16 protein-coding genes are annotated in these 21230 nt (G+C 34.8%); 8 read left to right on the top strand and 8 right to left on the bottom strand.

Annotation, left to right across the window (positions count from 1 at the left end; genetic code table 11):
* Window positions 1–12 precede the first annotated feature (12 nt).
* The 4 genes from GZ212_RS04225 to GZ212_RS04210 all read left to right on the top strand — a co-directional run bounded on the left by GZ212_RS04225 (window position 13) and on the right by GZ212_RS04210 (window position 5331).
* A complete protein-coding gene (locus GZ212_RS04225) occupies window positions 13–768 on the top strand; it encodes a glycosyltransferase family 2 protein (protein WP_166957549.1) in 756 nt (251 codons plus the stop codon).
* 215 nt (window positions 769–983) lie between these two features.
* Window positions 984–2135, top strand: coding sequence for an MraY family glycosyltransferase (locus GZ212_RS04220; protein WP_166957547.1), 1152 nt, complete (start codon window positions 984–986; stop codon window positions 2133–2135).
* A 68-nt stretch (window positions 2136–2203) separates the two neighbouring features.
* On the top strand, window positions 2204–2989 hold the full coding sequence (locus tag GZ212_RS04215) for a polysaccharide biosynthesis/export family protein (protein ID WP_166957545.1): 786 nt from the start codon (window positions 2204–2206) through the stop codon (window positions 2987–2989).
* Window positions 2986–5331 (top strand): tyrosine-protein kinase domain-containing protein, encoded by a 2346-nt coding sequence (locus GZ212_RS04210; RefSeq protein WP_166957543.1) that lies wholly within the window; start codon window positions 2986–2988, stop codon window positions 5329–5331. The genes GZ212_RS04215 and GZ212_RS04210 overlap by 4 nt, the downstream gene beginning before the upstream one ends.
* Before the next feature lie 24 nt (window positions 5332–5355).
* Here GZ212_RS04210 and rpe read toward each other — a convergent pair whose 3' ends face one another.
* Both rpe and GZ212_RS04200 read right to left on the bottom strand, forming a co-directional pair.
* Window positions 5356–6018, bottom strand: coding sequence for a ribulose-phosphate 3-epimerase (gene rpe, locus GZ212_RS04205; protein ID WP_166957541.1), 663 nt, complete (start codon window positions 6016–6018; stop codon window positions 5356–5358).
* Between the two features lie 139 nt (window positions 6019–6157).
* Window positions 6158–7021 (bottom strand): RNA polymerase sigma factor RpoD/SigA, encoded by an 864-nt coding sequence (locus GZ212_RS04200; RefSeq protein WP_053971370.1) that lies wholly within the window; start codon window positions 7019–7021, stop codon window positions 6158–6160.
* A 274-nt stretch (window positions 7022–7295) separates the two neighbouring features.
* On the opposite strand from GZ212_RS04200, the gene GZ212_RS04195 reads away from it, so the two are divergent.
* The 3 genes from GZ212_RS04195 (at window position 7296) to GZ212_RS04185 (ending at window position 11771) form a co-directional block, all read left to right on the top strand.
* Window positions 7296–8423, top strand: a complete 1128-nt coding sequence (locus tag GZ212_RS04195; RefSeq protein WP_166957539.1) for a helix-turn-helix transcriptional regulator — start codon at window positions 7296–7298, stop codon at window positions 8421–8423.
* 452 nt (window positions 8424–8875) lie between these two features.
* Complete coding sequence (locus tag GZ212_RS04190) at window positions 8876–10561, top strand: hypothetical protein (RefSeq protein ID WP_166957537.1); 1686 nt, start codon at window positions 8876–8878, stop codon at window positions 10559–10561.
* Entirely contained in the window at window positions 10554–11771 is a 1218-nt protein-coding gene (locus GZ212_RS04185; RefSeq protein ID WP_166957535.1) for a radical SAM/SPASM domain-containing protein, read from the top strand. The genes GZ212_RS04190 and GZ212_RS04185 overlap by 8 nt, the downstream gene beginning before the upstream one ends.
* 87 nt (window positions 11772–11858) lie before the next feature.
* Here the strand turns inward: GZ212_RS04185 and GZ212_RS04180 are convergent, their stop codons facing one another.
* The 5 genes from GZ212_RS04180 to rpsO all read right to left on the bottom strand — a co-directional run bounded on the left by GZ212_RS04180 (window position 11859) and on the right by rpsO (window position 17626).
* Window positions 11859–13058: a glutamate-5-semialdehyde dehydrogenase gene (locus GZ212_RS04180; RefSeq protein WP_166957533.1), complete on the bottom strand. Its 1200-nt coding sequence runs from the start codon at window positions 13056–13058 to the stop codon at window positions 11859–11861.
* A gap of 4 nt (window positions 13059–13062) precedes the next feature.
* Window positions 13063–13839, bottom strand: coding sequence for a glutamate 5-kinase (gene proB, locus GZ212_RS04175; RefSeq protein WP_053971375.1), 777 nt, complete (start codon window positions 13837–13839; stop codon window positions 13063–13065).
* Window positions 13840–13841: 2 nt separating this feature from the next.
* On the bottom strand, window positions 13842–14648 hold the full coding sequence (gene proC / locus GZ212_RS04170; RefSeq protein WP_166957531.1) for a pyrroline-5-carboxylate reductase: 807 nt from the start codon (window positions 14646–14648) through the stop codon (window positions 13842–13844).
* Between the two features lie 263 nt (window positions 14649–14911).
* Complete coding sequence (locus GZ212_RS04165; protein ID WP_166957529.1) at window positions 14912–17179, bottom strand: polyribonucleotide nucleotidyltransferase; 2268 nt, start codon at window positions 17177–17179, stop codon at window positions 14912–14914.
* 177 nt (window positions 17180–17356) lie between these two features.
* Window positions 17357–17626, bottom strand: a complete 270-nt coding sequence (gene rpsO, locus GZ212_RS04160; protein WP_053971378.1) for a 30S ribosomal protein S15 — start codon at window positions 17624–17626, stop codon at window positions 17357–17359.
* A gap of 187 nt (window positions 17627–17813) precedes the next feature.
* Between rpsO and GZ212_RS04155 the strand changes: the two genes are divergently transcribed.
* The gene (locus GZ212_RS04155) at window positions 17814–18635 is read left to right on the top strand and encodes a hypothetical protein (protein ID WP_166957527.1); all 822 of its coding nucleotides are present in this window, start codon (window positions 17814–17816) and stop codon (window positions 18633–18635) included.
* A 39-nt stretch (window positions 18636–18674) separates the two neighbouring features.
* On the opposite strand, the gene GZ212_RS04150 is transcribed toward GZ212_RS04155, so the two are convergent.
* Window positions 18675–21191 (bottom strand): LamG-like jellyroll fold domain-containing protein, encoded by a 2517-nt coding sequence (locus GZ212_RS04150; protein ID WP_166957525.1) that lies wholly within the window; start codon window positions 21189–21191, stop codon window positions 18675–18677.
* Window positions 21192–21230 lie beyond the last annotated feature (39 nt).

Below are 21230 nucleotides of genomic sequence, written 5' to 3'. Positions count from 1 at the left end.
ATATAGTAGGAAATGAAAATTTCTGTTATTACCGCCACCTTCAACAGTGAAAAAACGGTTCAAACTTGTTTTGATTCGGTTTTAGACCAAACCTTTTCTAATGTTGAGCATATTATTATTGATGGAGGGTCGCTGGATGGGACCGTAGACTTAATTAAAGAATATGCCAATACGAAAAGCAATGTTAACTGGGTTTCTGAAAAGGACAATGGTATTTACGATGCGCTGAATAAGGGGATTGCATTGGCGACAGGAGATATTATTGGATTTGTACACTCAGATGACTATTTGGCTTCAAAGGATATATTGAAAAGTATAGTGGAACTTTTTGATTCAGAAAAAGTAGATGGAGTTTACGGCAACCTTCATTATGTTGATTTTAATGATAGTTCACATGTCATTAGGAACTGGAAGAGTCAAAATTTTAAACCATCTTTGTTGAATCGTGGCTGGATGCCAGCTCACCCCACTTTATTTTTGAATCGTAGTATTTATAAAAAAGAAGGTGCTTTCAATACAAAGTTTAAAATTGCAGCAGATTATGATTTCATTCTCAGAATTTTTAAAAACCCTGAATTTAAGTTTGCTTTCTTAGAAAAAACTGTAGTAAAAATGCGAGTTGGTGGTGCTAGCAATAGAAGCCTCAAAAATCTAATTCGAAAAACTAGGGAAGATCTAATTGCTGCAAAATCAAATGGTTTACCCTTGCCCTTGGTTACTGTTGGTCTCAAGAATATTTCTAAGATTCCTCAATGGATTAAGAAGTAGTTTGATAACAATTCCTTTTAATAGCTTTAACATTAATTTTGGAAAAATCCCTTAAAATTGCAATAATTTAGTGTTTAATTTATGAAAGGATTAATTAAACGAAGAATCGTTGCATATTCAGTAATTTTATCCCAAGACGTCTAATTTGTAGATTATTGTCGTAAATTTGTTAAAGGTTAGGAATCTTAGGATTCTTAATAAAGCTATTAATTAATATGATAAAGGAAATACTTGATTACTTCAATCCTGTAGATTACTTGGGAATTTGGCTGACTATTACTTTTGTGTTAGCCTTTATAGTTTCCTTTTTGTCTTTTCCAACTATTTTATTTGTCGCTCATGAAAAGCATTTAATGGATGAGCCAGGTGAAAGAAGTATGCATTCAACAAAAATTCCTACACTAGGAGGAATAGGTATTTTTCTAAGTATTGTTGTTGTTATTACAACAATAGGAGCACTATTGGATACGAAAATTTTATTGTTACTTCTTGGAGGGTTGACACTACTTTTTTTCTTGGGCTTGAAAGATGATCTTTTGATTTTATCACCAAAAAAGAAATTTGTTGGTCAATTAATAGCAGCCGGATTGTTAATGATTTTTACAGATACAAGGATTTCAAGTCTGCACGGATTGTTAGATATTTATATATTACCTTATTGGGTTTCTGTTATTTTCACGCTCTTCGTATACCTATTAATAATCAATGCCTTTAATCTAATTGATGGTATTGATGGGTTAGCTGGTTCTTTGGGGTTATTTGCAAGTGCCATGTTTGCCATTGTATTTATTTCTGCTAAGGATGTTAGTATGGCAACTATTTCAATTGCTTTGATTGGAGCGTTGGTTCCTTTCTTAAGATTGAATTTTTCAAGAAATCATAAGATTTTTATGGGTGATACCGGATCGATGCTAGTAGGCTTTTTAATTGCATTTTTTGCAGTAAGATTTATAGGTAGCTCACAAAGTATGGATTACAGCCAGTATTATAAATCGGCCCCAATTCTTGCCCTTTCTTTTGTGTTTTTTCCCTTATTGGATACCTTAAGAATTTTTCTGTTTAGAATGTTTATTTTGAAAAAAAGTCCTTTTGAGGCTGACAATAATCATTTGCATCACAAATTTCTACAACTTGGCTTTTCACATATACAAACCACAGGTTGGGTAGTTGCAATCAATGGCGTTCTAGTTATGATTACTTATTGGTGCAGTGACTGGGATATCCACGTGCAGTTATTTACACTTATTGCTTCTGGAGTTGCTTTGTATTCCATTTTCTTTATTTACAATTGGATTAAACGTGTGAAATTGAATAGTAAAATTTCTCAAATTGCCTTAAGAGTTTCTGAACAACTTAACATTTTTTAGGTTCTATTTTCCTTATTGCTTTGTTAGTTCTTATAATGAGTTATATTTGTAACTCTATCAATTATTCAATGAGAAACATATTTCGTATTTATCTTCCCATAATTTTTTTTGTGAACTCGTGTGCCACGAAAAAAGAAATTTGGTATTTACAGGATTCGGAACAATTCAATAATACCAACTATCAATATGAGAGTCCAAAAATTCAGCCAAATGATATTTTAAAAATTGATATAGGTGCATTGGTGGAAGAAACTGCCAAACCTTATAATAAACCAACAACTGGTCAGCAAAATGGGAATATGGGAGGTAGTAATGGTGGAAATGCTATGATGCTAATGCAGGGTTATTTGGTATCTCCTGATAATACTATTATTTTACCTATTTTAGGAGAGATTTCAACGGAGGATAAAACGGTAAAAGAATTACAAAAAGATTTAGTAAAGATTTTGGAGGATGATGGTCATTTGACCGATCCAACTGTTATGATTCGTTTGTTGAACGCTAGATTTACCATTTTGGGAGAAGTTGGTAGGCCAGGAACATATAATTTTAGTGAGGATAACATTACCATTTTTCAGGCCATTGGTATGGCGGGTGATTTACAAATCAATGGTAAGCGAAATGATATCATGTTCATTCGAGAGCGTGATGGGCAAAGACAAATAGCTACTATTGATATTAGATCGGGAGAAGTGTTTAACAGTCCGTTTTATCAAATAAAACCAAATGATTTAATTATAGTTAACCCAAATAGTCCCAGGGTGAAACAAGCTGGTTATTTAAAGGATATTGCTTCCACGGTGGGGATTTTAACTTTATTTATTTCTACTTATATTCTAATTACAAACTTATGAATCCGGATACTTCAAATATTATTGGATCTAAAGGGAGTCAAGGGGATTTTATCAAACAACAATTTTTTAAGTATGGTAAGTATTGGTATTGGTTTGTTATTACAGTTATACTTTTTTTAATATTAGGGGTATTATATTTAAGATACCAACCAAAGGTGTATGCTTCAACTGCCAAAATTAAAATATTAAATAAGGGGAAGGGCTTAGAGCTCCCTACAGCAGCTTTCGTATTTAGTAGGTCTAATATTAATTTGGCTAATGAAATAGAGGTTCTTAAATCTTATCGTATCATGGAAAAGGTCGTAAGAGAATTAGACCTAACGATGGAGTATTATGATGTTGGAAGTATAAGGACTACCGAAATTAGTGGTTTCCCTTTTGAACTACTTAAAACTATTGACAATGATAGTATAGGGTGGGGAAGCTATACCATTGATGTTAAAGATTATGGTTTAGATATTTATAGTGGGGATTCTGAAACTCCGATAGTAATACCGGAATACAATACTTACAAGGTTAAACACAAACTGCCATTTGAGATTAAAGTAAATAATAATTTGAACATTAAATCCTATGTTGGCAAATCATATCTTTTAAGGCTAATCCCGATTAAAGAAGCAACCAAAAAGCTTAAAGGACAAATAAACATAAGTGTTATTGGTAATAATAGTGATTTATTGCAAATCAATTATTCAGGGGAAAGTGTTCACAAACTTGAAATGGTAATTAATACCTTAATTCAAATTTTCAATAGAGATGGTATCAACGACCGTCAAGAAGTTTCTAGGAGAACAATCAACTTTATTGATGAACGATTTAATTATTTAGCAAGAGAGTTAGATTCCATTGAAGGAGAAATAAAGGACTTTAAGCAGGAAAATAATTTAATTTCCCTTGAAGCCAATGCGGCTCTAGAGGTTGGACAGATGAATGAATCTGAACAATTGGTTTATGACGTAGAAAACCAAATTATGCTTTCGGAACTATTAATTGAGACTTTAAATGAAACGGATAGTATATCTGACCTATTACCTTCAAATATTGGATTGGAAAGCGGGGATGTCAATTCACTTGTTAGTCAATATAATGATTTAATATTTGAACGGAATGAATTTGGCGTAAGTGCCATGGAGAATAATCCTACCGTAAAATTGCTCAACTCTAAAATTGCTGATGTCAAGGAAAATATTAATGCTTCTTTAAAAGCTTACAAAAATCAATTAGAGGCTTCAAGAAGAAGTTTTGAATCTAGGAATAAGAAATTCACATCCCAAGTTTCGACATTACCAGGGAAAGAAAAGGTGTTTAGAGCTATTCAAAGGCAGCAATCAATTAAGGAAAGTCTTTATCTTTTTTTACTTCAAAAGAGAGAAGAAGCTGCTATCAATTTAGCGATCACAGAGCCTTCAGTTAAGGTTGTGGAATACGCTTTGTCAAATTCAATACCTATTTCTCCATCATCTAAGAATGTTTACCTAACTGCAATTATCACTGGTTTAGCACTTCCTTTTGGGATTATTTATTTGGTCTTCTTATTGAATACAAAGGTTAAAAGTAAGCGCGATGTTGAATTAGTGATACCAGATGTTCCTATAATTTCAGAACTTCCCATGGTAAAAGATCATCATCTCGTTTTCGTAGATCCTAATGATACCTCAACTCAGGCTGAGGCCTTTAGGATTTTGGGGTCCAATGTAAATTACCTCATTTCTTCAAGTAATCAGAAAATTGATGTTGATAAAGGGAAAGTTATATATTGCACCTCTACTATTAAGGGGGAGGGTAAGACGTACGTGGCATTAAACCTTTCGTTGGCCCTTTCCAGCCTAAATAAAAAAATTCTTTTAATTGGTGCTGATTTAAGGAATCCTCAAATTCATAATTATGTACAAAAAGGGATTAGTAAAAATACTGCGGGTCTTTCTAATTATCTTCACGATCCTAAATTTGACTGGAAAAAATCTTTACTCAAGGGATTTGAAAAGCATAATAACCATGACATATTAATTTCTGGGAATATTCCTCCCAATCCAGCACAATTATTAACCAATGGTCGTTTTGAAGATTTATTAAATGAGGCAAGGGAAATTTACGACTATGTTATTGTAGATACGGCTCCAACCATTTTGGTTACAGATACGACCATGATTTCTCAATTTGCAGACGCAACCATTTATTTAATAAGAGCCAATTATACAGAGAAAAATCTGTTAGAGTTCTCCAAAGGCTTGCATGACTCTGGCAGGTTGAAAAATATGGGATATGTTCTAAATGGAGTAACAGCAGGAAAATCCTATGGTTATAACTATGGTTATAGCTATGGTTACGGAAGTAATACCTAAAAAAGGACTATAAATAAGTAGCCTCTAAGAATTAGCCAGATCCTTTAGGTCTTTAATAGTCTCAAGTTGATTGTCGCTTTTAAATACATAACTTCCGGCCACTAATACATCAGCACCAACATCAACAAGCTCCTTAGCATTTTGATTGGTAACGCCTCCGTCAATCTCTATTAGAGTTTTAGCACCTTTACGGTCAATTAAATCTTTTAATTGAGAAACTTTATGGTATGTATTCTTAATGAAACTTTGGCCTCCAAAACCTGGATTAACGCTCATTAAGCAAACTAAATCAATGTCGTTAATGATGTCTTCTAAAAGATTAATGTTGGTATGCGGATTTAAAGCAACACCAGCTTTCATACCTTCTGCCTTAATGGCTTGCAAAGTCCTGTGTAGATGTGTGCAGGCTTCAAAATGCACTGTTAAATTGGTGCTTCCTAAATCAGCAAAAGTTTTGATATATCTGTCTGGATCAACTATCATTAAATGGACATCCAAAGGTTTTTTGGCGTGCTTAGAGATGGCTTGTAAAACTGGCATGCCGAATGAAATATTAGGAACAAAGACACCATCCATAATGTCAATATGAAACCATTGGGCTTCACTTTGATTAACCATTTCAATATCTCTTTGAAGATTTGCAAAATCTGCGGCTAAAAGTGAGGGTGCTATAATTTTTGAGTCCATTTAATAAATTTTTTGCAAAAATAGAATAAAAAAATGAACCCTCGGTCATCACTCCGAGGGTTCTTTCATCAATCAAAAAACGAACAGTTATGTTTTGTAACTGTTGTGCTGGTAATATAGTCGTAATTTATTAAAATTACTAACCTAAATAGGTTTTTAATATTTTACTTCTTGAGGTATGTTTTAGTCTTCTAATAGCTTTTTCCTTAATCTGTCTCACACGTTCACGTGTTAAATCAAAGGTTTCTCCTATTTCTTCCAAGGTCATAGGATGTTGATTTCCCAAACCGAAATACAAGCGAATCACATCAGCCTCACGCGGAGTCAATGTTTCCAATGCTCTTTCGATTTCAGTGCGTAAGGATTCGTGCAATAATTCTTTATCTGGGTTAGGAGACTCACCACTATTTAAAACGTCATACAGGTTAGAATCTTCACCTTCTACTAAAGGAGCATCCATACTAACATGGCGACCAGAGTTTTTCATAGACTCCTTCACGTCATTGATAGTCATGTCCAATTCTTTGGCAATTTCTTCAGCACTTGGTGGACGTTCATGAGCTTGCTCTAAAAAGGCAAAAGTCTTATTAATTTTGTTGATAGACCCAATCTTGTTTAGTGGAAGACGAACAATTCTTGATTGTTCCGCTAATGCTTGAAGAATAGATTGTCTAATCCACCAAACAGCATAGGAAATAAATTTAAATCCACGAGTTTCATCAAATCTTTGGGCAGCTTTAATTAACCCTAAATTTCCCTCATTAATTAAATCTGGCAAGGTAAGCCCTTGGTTTTGATACTGCTTTGCTACCGAAACCACAAAACGTAAATTAGCTTTAGTTAGTTTCTCTAAAGCAACTTGATCTCCGGCTTTAATACGTTGTGCTAATTCTACTTCTTCATCGGCAGTAATCAAGTCAACTTTACCAATTTCTTGAAGATATTTATCCAGCGAAGCAGTTTCTCTATTGGTAACCTGCTTCGTAATTTTTAGTTGTCTCATCTAAATAATGGAATAATAATATTAAGGTTTATGCGCTATGCTTTTATTTATACGTAAAATCAAAAGAAAATGTTACAAAAAATTGAGATAAAGTAGAATTGAAATATTTGAATTACAAATCGGGTGTTTTATTTACTTGAAAATCAGAATTATAAACATTTTGTCTTTTTAATGTAATTTTAATATTGATTTATTTACCATACTTTTTTGTAAATTAAGTTGCTGAAAAGGGCTCCAATTCTTGGAGTTTTTTAACTAACTAGTCAATTTCCAAATGGATTTTAATTCAATAATTAACTTTTTTCTTATTGCGGGTGTTTTACAGGCCTTTGTATTTAATTTGATTACTTGGTTGTCAAAAAGCAATGTGCATAAAGTTGTTTTTTATTTGAACTTGACAGTTCTTTTCATTGCTTTAAATAATTTACAGGCATGGATTACCTACCATGGGGTTTTTAATAATGTTTTCTTTTTAAAACAAATGTTAGTTCCATGGCATGTGTTTATACTGCCTGCTTTCTTTTCTTTTTTAAGATATTTCCTGCAAGTTGAGGATAAAGTGAAAACCTTTATGAGATTTACCGTAATTGTCTTTATGGTTCAAGTCTTTATTAGGGTTTGCTTGATTATTTATGTTAAAAATAATGATGGGTTGGTTGATGAAAATCTTATTGCAAAGTATACTGTTATAGAAGATTTTTTTACCTTATCATTTAGTTTGTTTGTTTTTTACAAAAGCAGTGTTTTAGTTTTCAAACGGCAAGATGAATACCGAAACATTTTGAGTTTTGATGATATAAGTTGGATCAAATTATTTTTAAAACTAGGTTCGCTCATTATGCTCTTTTGGATGTTGGCTAAAGTGTTTGATATCTTTTTTGGCGATAAGTCGCTTTACAGCCTTTTGAAATTAAGTTCATCTGTACTCTTATATTGGATTGGATATCATGGGCTTTATCGTTTTAATGTAGTGAAGGATCGTATGAAGCTTAGGCAAAACTTAGCTGAAAAGGGTAATTCTATAAGAATGAACTTGGTAACGGCTGATTTAAGTGAGAAACACGAACAAGAGTTTCAAAAGGTCAACAACTTTATAGTTGATAACCAAAAATACTTAGATCCTAATTTAACCATGAATGGGTTAGCTCAGGATCTTGAGATGAGCTCCAGTCATTTGTCAAAATTGGTCAATACTTATGGTAACAATAATTTTTCAGATTATATCAATGCTCTCAGGGTTGAACAATCAAAAGAATTCTTGGGAGATCCCGCATTTAAAAACTATACGATCATATCAATTGGCTTGGAATGTGGCTTCAACTCAAAATCAACCTTTTATTCTGCATTTAAAAAATTCACTGCAATGACACCTTCCGAATATCAAAATAGTATTTCTGTATAGTCCAATATTATCGTTGGACTTCCAGATATTGTCCAAACAGATGATTTCGGAATTTTGAAAGAATAATTAAAGCGAGATTTGTTTATATATAATTATGAGAAGTTAAAGCAAACTTAAAGAATGAATTGTATATACTTATTTTAAGATTCTATCCTGAATAAATGTGGATACAAAAAATAAAGTACTTGCTTTAAAGTTGTATATTTAAGAAACCAATTATAATTTCTGAAACCTCTTTATTTGGGCAGTTGGCCCAATTAAGGACCCAAATAATTACTTCAAATCAATTGGAGTAATGTCTACAGCTACTTTATCTCATCTCTTGTTATAGAAATAGTTAGAAATTCTCATTATTAAATTTTACAGCCCTAGGTTAACCATAAAATTACTTCCTTAATTGTTACGGGTTGATGACTATAAAAGATCGATGTGGAATTTAAATAACTTAACGTATGAAAGCTACAGGCAGTTTAATTAAGATCCCCCAATACATTTTGAAATGGATGTCAATATTGACGTCATTAGCAGTGCTTAATCTATCCATATCCTGCTCTTATTTTAAAGTTCAGGATGTTCCTATGGTTTCGAGCGAGGAGGTCTCAAATGAAATTAACCGACTAAATGCTGCTGAAAAGTATGTGGTTATTCATTCTGGAGCAAAGTTCTGGAGTCTGAGAAATATGGTTGTTAATGAGGATAATCAAACCTTTTCAGGAGAGATTGGGTCTATTTCGAATGAACATTTGTATAAAAAGAGTAGAGATAAGAAAAAATCTATCCTTTACAGTAAAAAGAAACAGAAACCATTAATTGAGGTGCATTTTTATTTAAAGGATAATCGAACGTTTGAATATAACTCAAAAGTTGATATCCCTTTTGACAACGTGGACAAAATATCCTTTAATGAATATGATAAAACTAAATCTACGGTCACATCCATTTTGACTGGAGTTTCTATTGTTGGAGGGGTTTTTCTTGTTGCAGGTCTGGTAGCCTTGGCAATGAAAAGTTCCTGTCCTTTTGTATATGTGAAAAATGATCAGGGATATGCATTTACAGGAGAACTATACCCTGGTACTATTACGCCCAATATGCAACATGATGATTATTTGCCATTGGGAGCTTTTAAGCCTAATTCGGATGGGGTTTTTGAAATCAAAATAGCTAATATGCTTAAAGAAATAGACTATACGGACTATGTCCATCTTATGGTTTTAGAGGCAGATGGAGCTGACCAAATTTTGATAGATCAAGAAGGAAAGGTTCATACCATCTCTCAATTACAAACGCCCCAGTTGGTTATGCAAAGTGGTGAACGAGTTTCTAGTGACCCAATAATGGAAAAAGGCGATTTGAAAGATTTTAAATTTGATGGGGTAGGTTCATCCGATTCACCTTCAAGAGAAATGATATTTCAATTTGAAAAACCGGCAGATGTGACCAATGGCAAGTTAGTACTTACTGTCAAAAATTCACCTTGGTTAGATTATATCTATGGAAAATTCAATGAGAAATTTGGGAATTATTATAATGAGTTTCAAAAAAAACAACAGAATGAACCATATGATAAAATTGAAAGATGGCTTAACGATCAACATATACCACTTGCAGTAAGTGTAAAAACACTAAATGGATGGGAATTGGTTGAAAATTTGGGAACGGTTGGTCCTCTTGCTACTAGGGATTTAGTGGTTCCAATTCCATTGGAGGGTGTAAGTACTAATACAGTAGAATTGAAATTGGAAACGGGTTTTATGTTTTGGGAATTGGATTACTTGGCAATGGATTTTTCTGAAGACCTTCAAGTAAAAATAACAACCATCCAACCAAATAAAGCCATTACAAATTATGGTGAAAATGTAACCAAATTGTTGGATACTCAAAATGAAGTTTACCTAAAACAAGAAAACATCGGTGACGAGGTTCAAGTATTTTTTAATGTTGAAAATAAAAGTGGAAATCAGACATTTTATTTAAAAAGTAGGGGGTACTACAATTACATTCGAGATTATAAAGGTACTCCAGATTTTGGAGAATTGAAGAGATTTAGGGAGAAGGAAGCATTTACTAAGTTTTCAGAAGAATACTATTTCCAGTTTTTAAATTACAAATCTGATATTGTACTAGGTCATGAATAGTCAGGTATCATTAATAGGGAAGAGGAATGTTATTTTAACTAAGGATAGGGAAGATGGCGTTGTTAAAAAGTTCGCATCTCCTATTATTTCGGGGTGGAGAAAAAATTGGATTCATTTCAAATTGAAAACAACCCTGTTTTTTATAGCCTTTTCTCTTTTCAAGAACCCATTAGATTGGTTTAAAAGCCTAGGTTTTTTAATTCAATTGAGGAAATCTTTTTTTGGGCCATTTAGGTTGAAGAAAATGATCCGTGTAGATAAAAAGTATTATTTGAGCTTGTATACCCCGGGATGGAATGACAACATATTTAAAAGATTTATCGGTTCTGAACTTCTAAATTTTAAAAGCAATGATGTCAATCCCTACCGATATAATCATGTTCAATTGGCAATCACTAATAAGTGTCCGTTACAGTGCGAACATTGTTATGCATCAGAGTTTTTGAATAAAAGAGATAAATTAACAGAGTCTGATTTTAAGATAATTATTGAAAGGTTACAGGATTTAGGAGTATGTCAAATTCACTTTACAGGGGGGGAGCCTATGTTAAAAATTTCCCTTATGGAGTCTCTTATGAAAGAAGCCAAAGAAGAAACAAACTTTTGGCTCAATACTTCGGGATTTGGTTTAACTAATGAGGCGGCAAAAAAATTAAAAAGCTCTGGTCTCACAGGGATTTTTATTAGTCTAGATCATTTTGAGGAAAGTTCCCATAATGCGTTCCGAAATTATAAAGATGCTTACTACTGGGCTATTACAGGAGCTAGAAATGCCTTGAAGAATGACTTGGTCGTTGCCTTTTCCCTGTGTTTGAGAAATGATTTTGTTTCAAATAACAATTTGAAAAGATATATGAATTTGGCTAAAAATATAGGGGTTCATTATGTTCAATTTATAGAGTCTAAGCCTGTGGGGAACTATAGGGACAAACAAACGGCCTTGTCACCTGATAATATTGAACTATTAGAGTCTTTATATGAGGCTTATAATTTTTCAAACAATTATTTAGATCATCCAGTGATTACCTATCACGAGTATTATCAACGAAGGGTAGGTTGTTTTTTAGGAGGTAAAAAAGGCATGTATATTGACCAATATGGAAATATTAATGCCTGTTCGTTTTGCCATAATGCTGTTGGTAATATTTTAGACGAGGACTATAAAGAATCTTTACAAGCACTCAGCCAAACAGGATGTCCAGTAAATTAAGAGTTGCACAATACATTCCCTCACATGAATCTAGTCATTGAATCGGAATAGAAAAGCTATCTCTTGGAGATAGCTTTTCTATTTTAGTTATTTTCTGATGTGTCCATCACCAAAAACGTAGTATTTGTTGGTGACCAATTGTTTAAGGCCCAAAGGTCCTCGATGATGTAATTTGTCTGTGCTTATGGCCAATTCAGCACCCACACCCATTTGTCCCCCGTCTGTAAACCGGGTAGAGGCATTATGATAAACGGCAGCGCTATCTACTTGCTCCATAAATTTAGCAGCCCTTTCTTTACTTTCAGTTAAAATGGCAGCTGAATGCCCGCCCGAGTATTTATTGATTTTTTGAATAACGTCATCCAAATTTTCAACTTCGGCTAAGACAATTTTTAAAGCTAAAAATTCTTCACTCCAGGTATCTTGATTTGGTATTTTAGGCGCCTTAGTCAAAATTTCACCAACTTGGTCATCTACCAAAATATCAACTTTGAGATTCGTTAATATTTGTTGTAACTCTTTAACCTTAGTCTCATAATTAGGGATGTTTTTACTTATTAAAACCTTATCCAAAGCGTTACAAGCAGAAATTTTATCCGTTTTGGCATTGACTATCACCTGAACAGTTTTTTTCCAATTCGCATCTTCAGCAACATATAAAAAATTATTGCCACGTCCGCTCACAAGTACGGCACAACTAGCGTGGTCTTTCACAAATTTAATCAATCGTTCCCCGCCACGTGGCACTATTAAATCTAATGGTTCTGATGGATTTCTAAGAAATTCTTGGGTTTCCTCTCGTTTGAGATGAAGTAATCTAATCCAATCTTTAGTGAGGCCATTTTCCTCTAAGGCTTTATGCCAACATTTTTCTAAAATTAAATTACTGTTTATGGCTTCTTTTCCGCCTTTCAATAAAATCTTATTATTGGCCTTAAATGCTAAAACTGCTGCTTCTATTGTGACATCTGGCCTGGATTCGTATATGATTAAAATGGTTCCAAATGGTGCCGTCTTATTTGTGACTTGTAAACCACTGTCTAAAGTGATATCAGAAATCGTTTGTCCAACGGGATCCTCTTGTTGCATCACTTCTTTTACTGCTTGGATCATACCATCTACTTTAGATGAGTTCACCACCAATCTATCGTAAAGCGCCTGATCGTCTTTATCAAAAGCTTCTAAATCTTTTTTATTTTCTTCAATAATTTGTTCTCGTTCTTTATCTAAGATGTTAATCATCGATTGAAGAACTTTATTTTTTATCTCTGTGTTTATTAATTTCATGTTTCTAGTGTATAAATTTTGTTCCTACTTCTTTATCATTAATAATATCTACAATCACATTTTCGCGTTTTCCATTAGCGATATAGGTAGGTATGTTCTTTTTGGCAGTTCCTTTGGCTATTTTCAATTTGGAGGCCATACCGCCACGTCCTTCTCCTTCTTTCTTTCCAGATTCTTTAACGTATTTTTCAACATTTTGATCTACTTTGACTTCATCCAATTTTTTGGAATTTTCATCGTCCGGGTGGCCGGTGTAAAGCCCGTCCATATCAGATAAGATAATCAATCTATCGGCATCTAACAACTCAGCCACTAAACTGGCTAACTCATCATTATCTGAAAACATGGACATTGAAAGGGATACTGCATCATCTTCATTGGCAATTGGTATAACACCTTCCGATAATAAACCTTCATAACAATTAATCATATTTTGCCTGTGCTTTCCAGGATCAAAATCTCTTTTAGTGGCCAAAACCTGTGCGCATCGCATACCGTAATCATGAAAAATACTGTAATAATGTCTCATCATTCTAGGTTGACCAACAGAAGAATAAACTTGTCTTCGAATCGCTTTATCGGTTATTTTGGTGTCTCCTAATATTTCCATTCCTGCGATTGCAGAACCAGATGAAACCAAAACAACCATAATATCACGTTCATATAAAACAGCTATCTGCCTAACAAGTTCTCTAAGAACGGGACCTAAAATTCTATTGTCTTTATTGGTAAGAACATTGGTCCCTACTTTAACTACGACTCTTTTAATACTATCTTCCATCCTTATTTTGTTTTACCAAGTTCGGTTGCTCTATTGAATGCAGCATATGCGGCTTCTTGAATCAACTCTTTAACATTGTTATCTTCCATGGAGTCTATTGCTGCTTGAGTGGTACCTCCTTTTGAGGCTACTTTATCAATCCAAGATTTAGGCGAAATGTCCGATTGATTAAAAAGCTCAATGGCTCCTTCAAAGGTGTTGCTCACCAGAATCCTAGAGTCATAATCTGAAAACCCCATTTTATGGGCTGCTTCTAGCATGGATTGCATGAAATAGAAAACATATGCTGGACCACTTCCTGAAATACCGGTAGAAGCATCTATAAAAGTTTCATTGTCAACATGAATGGAAGACCCTGTGGTGTCTAATAAATTTCTTACCGCAATTAATTCCACTTTACTTACATTTTCTGTTTCAGTGTAAGAAGTCACTCCTTTACCTACTTTAGCGGGCAGATTAGGCATTGCTCTTACTATTTTTGGAACATTTAAATGATTTTGAATGGTTTGTAATGTAACACCTGCCATCAGTGATACAAAGATTTGCTGGGAATTTACTAAGGATTTCATGTCCTCAAATAAACTTTCACAATGGTAAGGTTTTACCGCTATAAATACGATATCTGAAGATGGAAGGCACTCCTCCAAGCTTTCATAAACATTAAAATGTCCTTCTTTTCTTAAACTTTCAATTTTCTTTGGATCAGTATCATAAATATTGAGACGATGTTTGCCCAATAAAGTTGAGGTTGACATACCTTCAGCATAGGTCAAACCCATATTTCCTGCTCCAATAACTAATACTTTCATTTTGTTTTTTATTGTTTAACACGGTATTAGCCACAAGAACTGTTCGAAAGTGCCAAATGATTTGAGTAATTTAAAGAATTATGAATCCTTAAACATTTAACGCTGAAACTTAACAGGTACACACAATTTCATGTCAATGCTTGCATATTGTGAAAAAAGAATTTTTCAAATTGTCGGTTTGTCGGGTGACATCTTGTCGGGTTGGTGAATAAAAAAAGCCTTGAGGATGTCTCAAGGCTTTTAAATTATAAAGGAAAAATAGATTAATCGTTGTCGTTATTTCTGTCTTCCCTTGGTTTTCTGTCATCACGACGGTTGTCGCGACGGTTGTTATCTCTTCCGCGATTATTATCTCGAGAACCTCTGTTATCTCTTCCTCGATTATTATCTCTAGGAGGTCTTTCCTTGTAACCTTCTGGTTTAGGTAAGATGGCTTTTCTAGAAACTTTTTCTTTCTTGGTTCTAGGATCAATTCCGAAATATTTCACATCGATGACGTCTCCTAATTTTAAAACGTCGCTAGGATTCTCGGTACGTTCCCAAGCTAACTCACTAACGTGAAGCAACACCTCATTTCCTGGAGCTTCCATATACTCAACTACAGCGCCAAAATCTAACATTTTGATTACTTTCACCTCATAAACGCTTCCAACTTCAGGCTTAAAGGTCATGGCGTCAATTCTAGCCAATACTTTGTCAATTCCTTCTTGGTTTGTACCTAAAATCTCAACAATACCTTTTTCGGTTGCTTCATCTTCAGTAATAACAATCGTAGTTTCAGTTGTTTTCTGAAGTTCTTGAATGTTCTTACCACCTGGTCCAATAAAGGCTCCAATAAGGTCAGCAGGAATCGTAGTAGTGATAATCTTAGGTGCGTGAGCTTTAACATCAGCATTTGGCTCTGCAATGGTATCATTCAATTTACCTAATATATGCAAACGACCTTCACGTGCCTGTTTTAAAGCTTTTACTAATATTTCATAGCTTAAACCTTTAATTTTGATATCCATCTGACAAGCAGTAATACCATCGGCCGTTCCGGTAACTTTAAAGTCCATATCTCCTAAGTGATCTTCATCACCTAAAATGTCACTTAATACGGCATATCTTTCACCATCAGAAATCAATCCCATAGCAATACCAGAAACCGGTTTTTTCAATTGAATACCAGCGTCCATTAAGGCCATCGTTCCGGCACAAACAGTTGCCATAGATGAAGAACCATTACTTTCCAATACTTCAGAAACAACTCTTACAGTATAAGGACAGTCGTCTGGAACCATTTTCTTAAGAGCGCGTTGCGCCAAATTCCCGTGACCAACCTCTCTACGAGATGTTCCTCTGATTGGTCTTGCCTCACCTGTTGAAAAAGGAGGGAAGTTATAGTGAAGATAGAATGTTTCTTCACCTTGGAAAGTTGGCAAATCAATTACATTGGCTTCTCTAGAAGTTCCTAAAGTAACAGTTGCCAAAGCTTGAGTTTCACCTCTTGTAAAAATTGAAGAACCATGAGTAGAAGGTAAATAGTCAACTTCACACCAGATAGGTCTAATATCAGTTGTTTTTCTACCATCAAGACGTAAACCTTCTTCTAATGTTAGGTTTCTTACGGCTTCTTTTTGAGCTTTCCCAAAATACTTGGAAATTAGTCCGCCGAATTCATCCAACTCTTCTTCAGAGAAAAGCGCCTTAACTTCTTCTTTTACCTCACTAAAAGCCAATCCTCTTTCTTGTTTTGAAGAACCCGCTTTTGCGATAGCAAAACACTTGTCATAAGAAGCATCGTATACTTTTTTCTCTAACTCTTCGTTCTCAACTTCTGGTTCGTATTCTCTGGTTTCTTTTTTACCAAAAGCTTCTGCCAATTTGACCTGAGCTTCACATTGTTCTTTGATCGCTTCATGGGCAAATTTGATAGCTTCTGCCATTTCCTCCTCAGAGATTTCTTCCATTTCACCTTCAACCATCATCACTGAATCAGCTGATGCTCCAACCATCATGTCAATATCTGCTTCAGACAGTTGAGCTCTACTTGGGTTGATTACCAATTCACCATTTACACGAGCAACGCGTACCTCAGAAATTGGCGTTTCAAAAGGGATGTCACTTAATTGAATAGCGGCTGAAGCTGCTAAACCTGCTAAGGCATCAGGCATAACCTCGTCGTCATGAGACATCAATTGAATCATAACTTGGGTTTCAGAATGGTAATCTTTTGGGAATAACGGACGCAAACAACGGTCTACTAAACGCATAGTTAGTACTTCATCATCACTTGGTCTTGCTTCACGCTTAAAAAATCCTCCAGGATAACGTCCTGCGGCCGCAAATTTTTCGCGGTAATCTACCGTTAACGGTAAAAAGTCTACATCTGCTGCATCATAATTAGATACAACGGTACAAAGTAACATGGCGTTACCCATTTGTACTACTACCGAACCATGAGCCTGTTTGGCTAATTTTCCGGTTTCGATGGAAATTTCTCTTCCATCTGCGAGAGTAATTACCTCTCTAAAAGTTTGTGGAATCATAAATTTAATTCATTGTTTTTCGCATATTCGTTTACTGCGAAATACTGTTAAACATTGGTTGTTGTGTTGTTGAAGTGTTGTGTGTTACCAATGAAAAACTGTTATATCAGCTTTTTGTTGGGCCTAAAATAGACCATTTAAAAAAAAAGAGGCTAATAAAAGCCTCTTTCCATAAGATTATTTTCTTAATCCTAATTCTTTTACAATCGCACGATATCTCATGATATCTTTCTTTGCTAAATAATCTAGTAAAGAACGACGCTTACCTACCAATTTTACCAAAGAACGCTCAGTATTGAAATCTTTACGATTCTTTTTTAAGTGTTCTGTTAAATGGTTAATTCTGTAAGTGAATAATGCAATTTGTCCTTCAGCTGTACCAGTATCGTTTTTCCCTTTACCGTGTTTAGCGAAGATTTCTTCTTTTGTCTCTTTGGTTAAATACATTCCAATATTATTTAAATGATTTTTATGTATTTGAAAGGCTTTCTTTCAAGCTGCAAAGATAGTTCTTTTTTAATATTTACAAGTTTTTTGTGTTGAAAATAATGCGTTTTTGAACTGTCGGTATACGCTATTGTCTTAATTATACGTTAAATAGAAACGAATCTATGTTGAACTAATTCTAATTTTTATGAAACGACTACTTTTTATTAGTGTTTGGGCCCTATTCATGTTAGCATGCAACGAGGGCGACGAAATTCCAAATGATGTGGAACCAGATAATTCAAACTTGGCACTTTCCATGGAAGTTGACCATACCGAAAATTTAATCAATGATCTTGTTGTTGTAAGTGTTCAAAATTATGCAAGTATGCAGGAAGGAAGAATGTTTAATCCACCAAGTTTGCCTGCATGTGCTACCGCTACGTTAGTGGTGGGGCAAAACAGTGCTGAATTGACACTGGATTTTGGTTCTAATGGTTGTTCCTTTCAAGGTTATGTGCTACAAGGACAAATAGTAATGAATTGGAATAGTCTGCCGGATGCAGATCAAGTTTTGGTACAATGTGAGTTGATCGACTTTTATGTGGGGACGAAACAGGTTCAAGGAAATTCTTCCATTCTTTATGAAATAGCCAATGATATAGGAAATCCACAATCAACACATAGTTTAAACCTAACCGTTATTTGGCCAAATGGGCAACAAATTCATCGAGAAGGGGAGAAAATAAGGGAATGGATTGAAGGTTACGGGAACACGGATTATGCAGATAATGTTTATTTGATTTCAGGCTATTGGACCTCCACATTTGTTAATGGGAATGTTTACAGTTATGAAGTGTTAAACCCATTAAGAAGGGAGGCTACATGTAGTCATTTTGTGAGTGGCTCTATGGATGTCCAAAGACCTGTTTTATCTGGTGTATTTGATTTTGGGGAAGGAGATTGTGACAATTTAGCCACTTTTACCCTGACCGATGGAACAGTCATTGATGTGGTGCTTGATTATTAAAAAAAAGCGAGTCAATTGACTCGCTTTTTTTTAAAATAATTATTCTATGATAACTCTTTTAGTGGTCACAATGTTGGAACCATTTTTCAGATTAACAAGATAAATGCCTGAAGATCCTGACATGTCAAATTTCTTGATTTTTTCTCCTGTTATCACAGGAGTTTCAAGAATCTTTCGTCCCATCATATCCATGATTTCTATTGAGTCTACCTGGTTTTCATTTTGAAATTCCACGAAGAATATTCCCCCAGAAGGATTGGGGTAAAGAAGAATGTTATTGGATGCCATAACATTTTCATCAATGCTTAAAGCGTTTTCAAGAGGTGAATCTCCAAAAGAAATCAAATAGGAATTAACAATAAGGTGTGGGTTAAACCCGTCATTACAATCGGCACAAGTAACATTAGTGACACATTCTGGATTGTTTGGATGGCAATAATCTACATAAGATTCATCAAAAACATAATCCAAATCTACACTACTGTTTGTAGTAAACGGAGTCATATCATAGTCAAAATATTGTGCAATACTTCCTGGACACCAACCTGCTCTATTATAGAACCACGTTCCACTTTGGGGACTACAATTATCTGGGTTGGGGTTGCAATCTACCCAATTGAATTGCGTAAATGTCTCGGCGTCATTAACCCAAATATGGTGCGTGTTAGGATTGAATTCGGCTGCATTATCCGTATTGTTTTCTCCCCAACCATGACCGGTTGAAAGTAGTTTAATTTTGGCGGTTTCAGTATTTTCAGGAAAAGGCTTATTTAAATCTTCTGTTGGTTGTAAATCTGCCAGGTCTCCAAATTGGTAGGTGTCATTCCAAAGTTTTTCTACATGACTGTATGGGTGCTCAGAAGTACCTGCAGTATAATCTAACTGAAGAGTATATAGGAAACCGTTTCCTTGTGTGCCTAAATTCACTCTGAATTTTGTTCTACCGCTTAGTAGAGACATAAAATCTGTTAGGTCAATTTCATGCTGGCAACTCACACCATAAGGCGTCAAATATCTGATGATCTCATACCATTCTCCATTTTTACCCATAACATCAATAGACGAAACGCGGTCCCAAGGATCACAACCTCCGTCTGGACAATCAATAAATAGAGTAGCTGAAATTTCATCGAATGCTCCAATATAACTAGGTAAATCAGATTCCACTGTTACCGTTGGGATGTCACCATTGACCCAAACATCTTCTGTTGCATTGACTGTTTGATCAACACCGTTTTCTACTAAATTGAAACTAATTGTTTCGTCCCCATTAGCACCAAAATTATTGGTAGAAGAAATGACAAGTTCGTGGTTTCCGAAGGATGTAGGCGTCCACCAACCGGTGTAATAACCATTTCCATAGCTTGTCAATTCTACATTGTCGCCGTCAACAGAAGCAGAAACGGACTCGATTGAAAATAACTCTGGATATGATATTCCAGCTCTAAAAGCTATTTGAATAGGTATTAAACTTGATGCATAAGCAATTCCTGCTAATGGATGTAAACCTTCAGTCTCCACAAGAATAGCATTTGGATCTAAAACGGGAAAGGTAACAAAAACATCAGCTGCAGGATCGTAATTTTCGTCTCCTGATTGACTAGCTTTTACTGTTACATCACCAGTTTCACCAGTTAATGTCAATAAATCACCTTCAACAGTAGCTGGTCCAGAAATAATTTCGAAACTAATAGGTAAGTTTGAATTTACTGTTGCTTCCAATTGAAATGGTCCATCTGTAATTAGCTTAGGAGAAATTTGAGGAAAGTTAATGGCTTGGAAATTACCTTCCAATGTTCCATTAAAATTTGAAGTTTCACCTTCTAAAGCAAAATTGTTCAGCTCAGAATGCTTTGATGCATCACCACTAAAATCCAAAAGTTGGGTGATGCTTGTATTGTTTCCTCCGGGAGTTCCTTGATCAAATTTGTAGTAAACCTCTAGATTAGCCTCGTTGCCTTCCAGCTCGTTGGCCATCATATCCTGAATTTCTGCTTGAGTTAAGGCTTTACTCCATAGAGATACTTCATCCGCTCTTCCTTGAAATATGAAATTAAAACCTGAAAGGATACATTTTCCAATTGAAAATGGTCTGTCATTTGAACCAAAAATTCCGGAAGCAGTACTACTGCCAATTGAAACTCCATCAACAAATAACTCAACTGTTGTTTCATTGAATACCCAGGCAATATGTTGCCACTGTTGAGCTTGAATGGTTCCGGCTGGAGCCACAACTTCATGTAAGCCTGTAGTTGTTACCAATCTACACTCCATAGTTCCGTTACCTAATTGAATGAGGTACATTTCACCATTTCCAGTTCCTCCACCTCTAATACTCATCATTCCCTCTCCATAGGATGGGTTGTCAGAGTAGAACCATCCAGCCATCGATATGGTGTTTGATCCAGAAACATATTGTGCGCCATTAGGCAAAGAAGTGAAATCGTCTTCTCCATCAAAATGGAGGTATTGATTGGATTGGGCATTTCCAAGGAAAAAGGTTAGGAGTAATAATTGAAAAAAGACCCATGCTTTTTTAGAGTAATATTGCTTCATATAATTAAGTTGATTAATTCTGACGCAATTTAAGGAATA

Source organism: Mangrovimonas sp. CR14 (assembly GCF_011764015.1).
Lineage (GTDB): Bacteria > Bacteroidota > Bacteroidia > Flavobacteriales > Flavobacteriaceae > Mangrovimonas > Mangrovimonas futianensis.
This window is presented reverse-complemented; position numbering and strand designations above follow the sequence as displayed.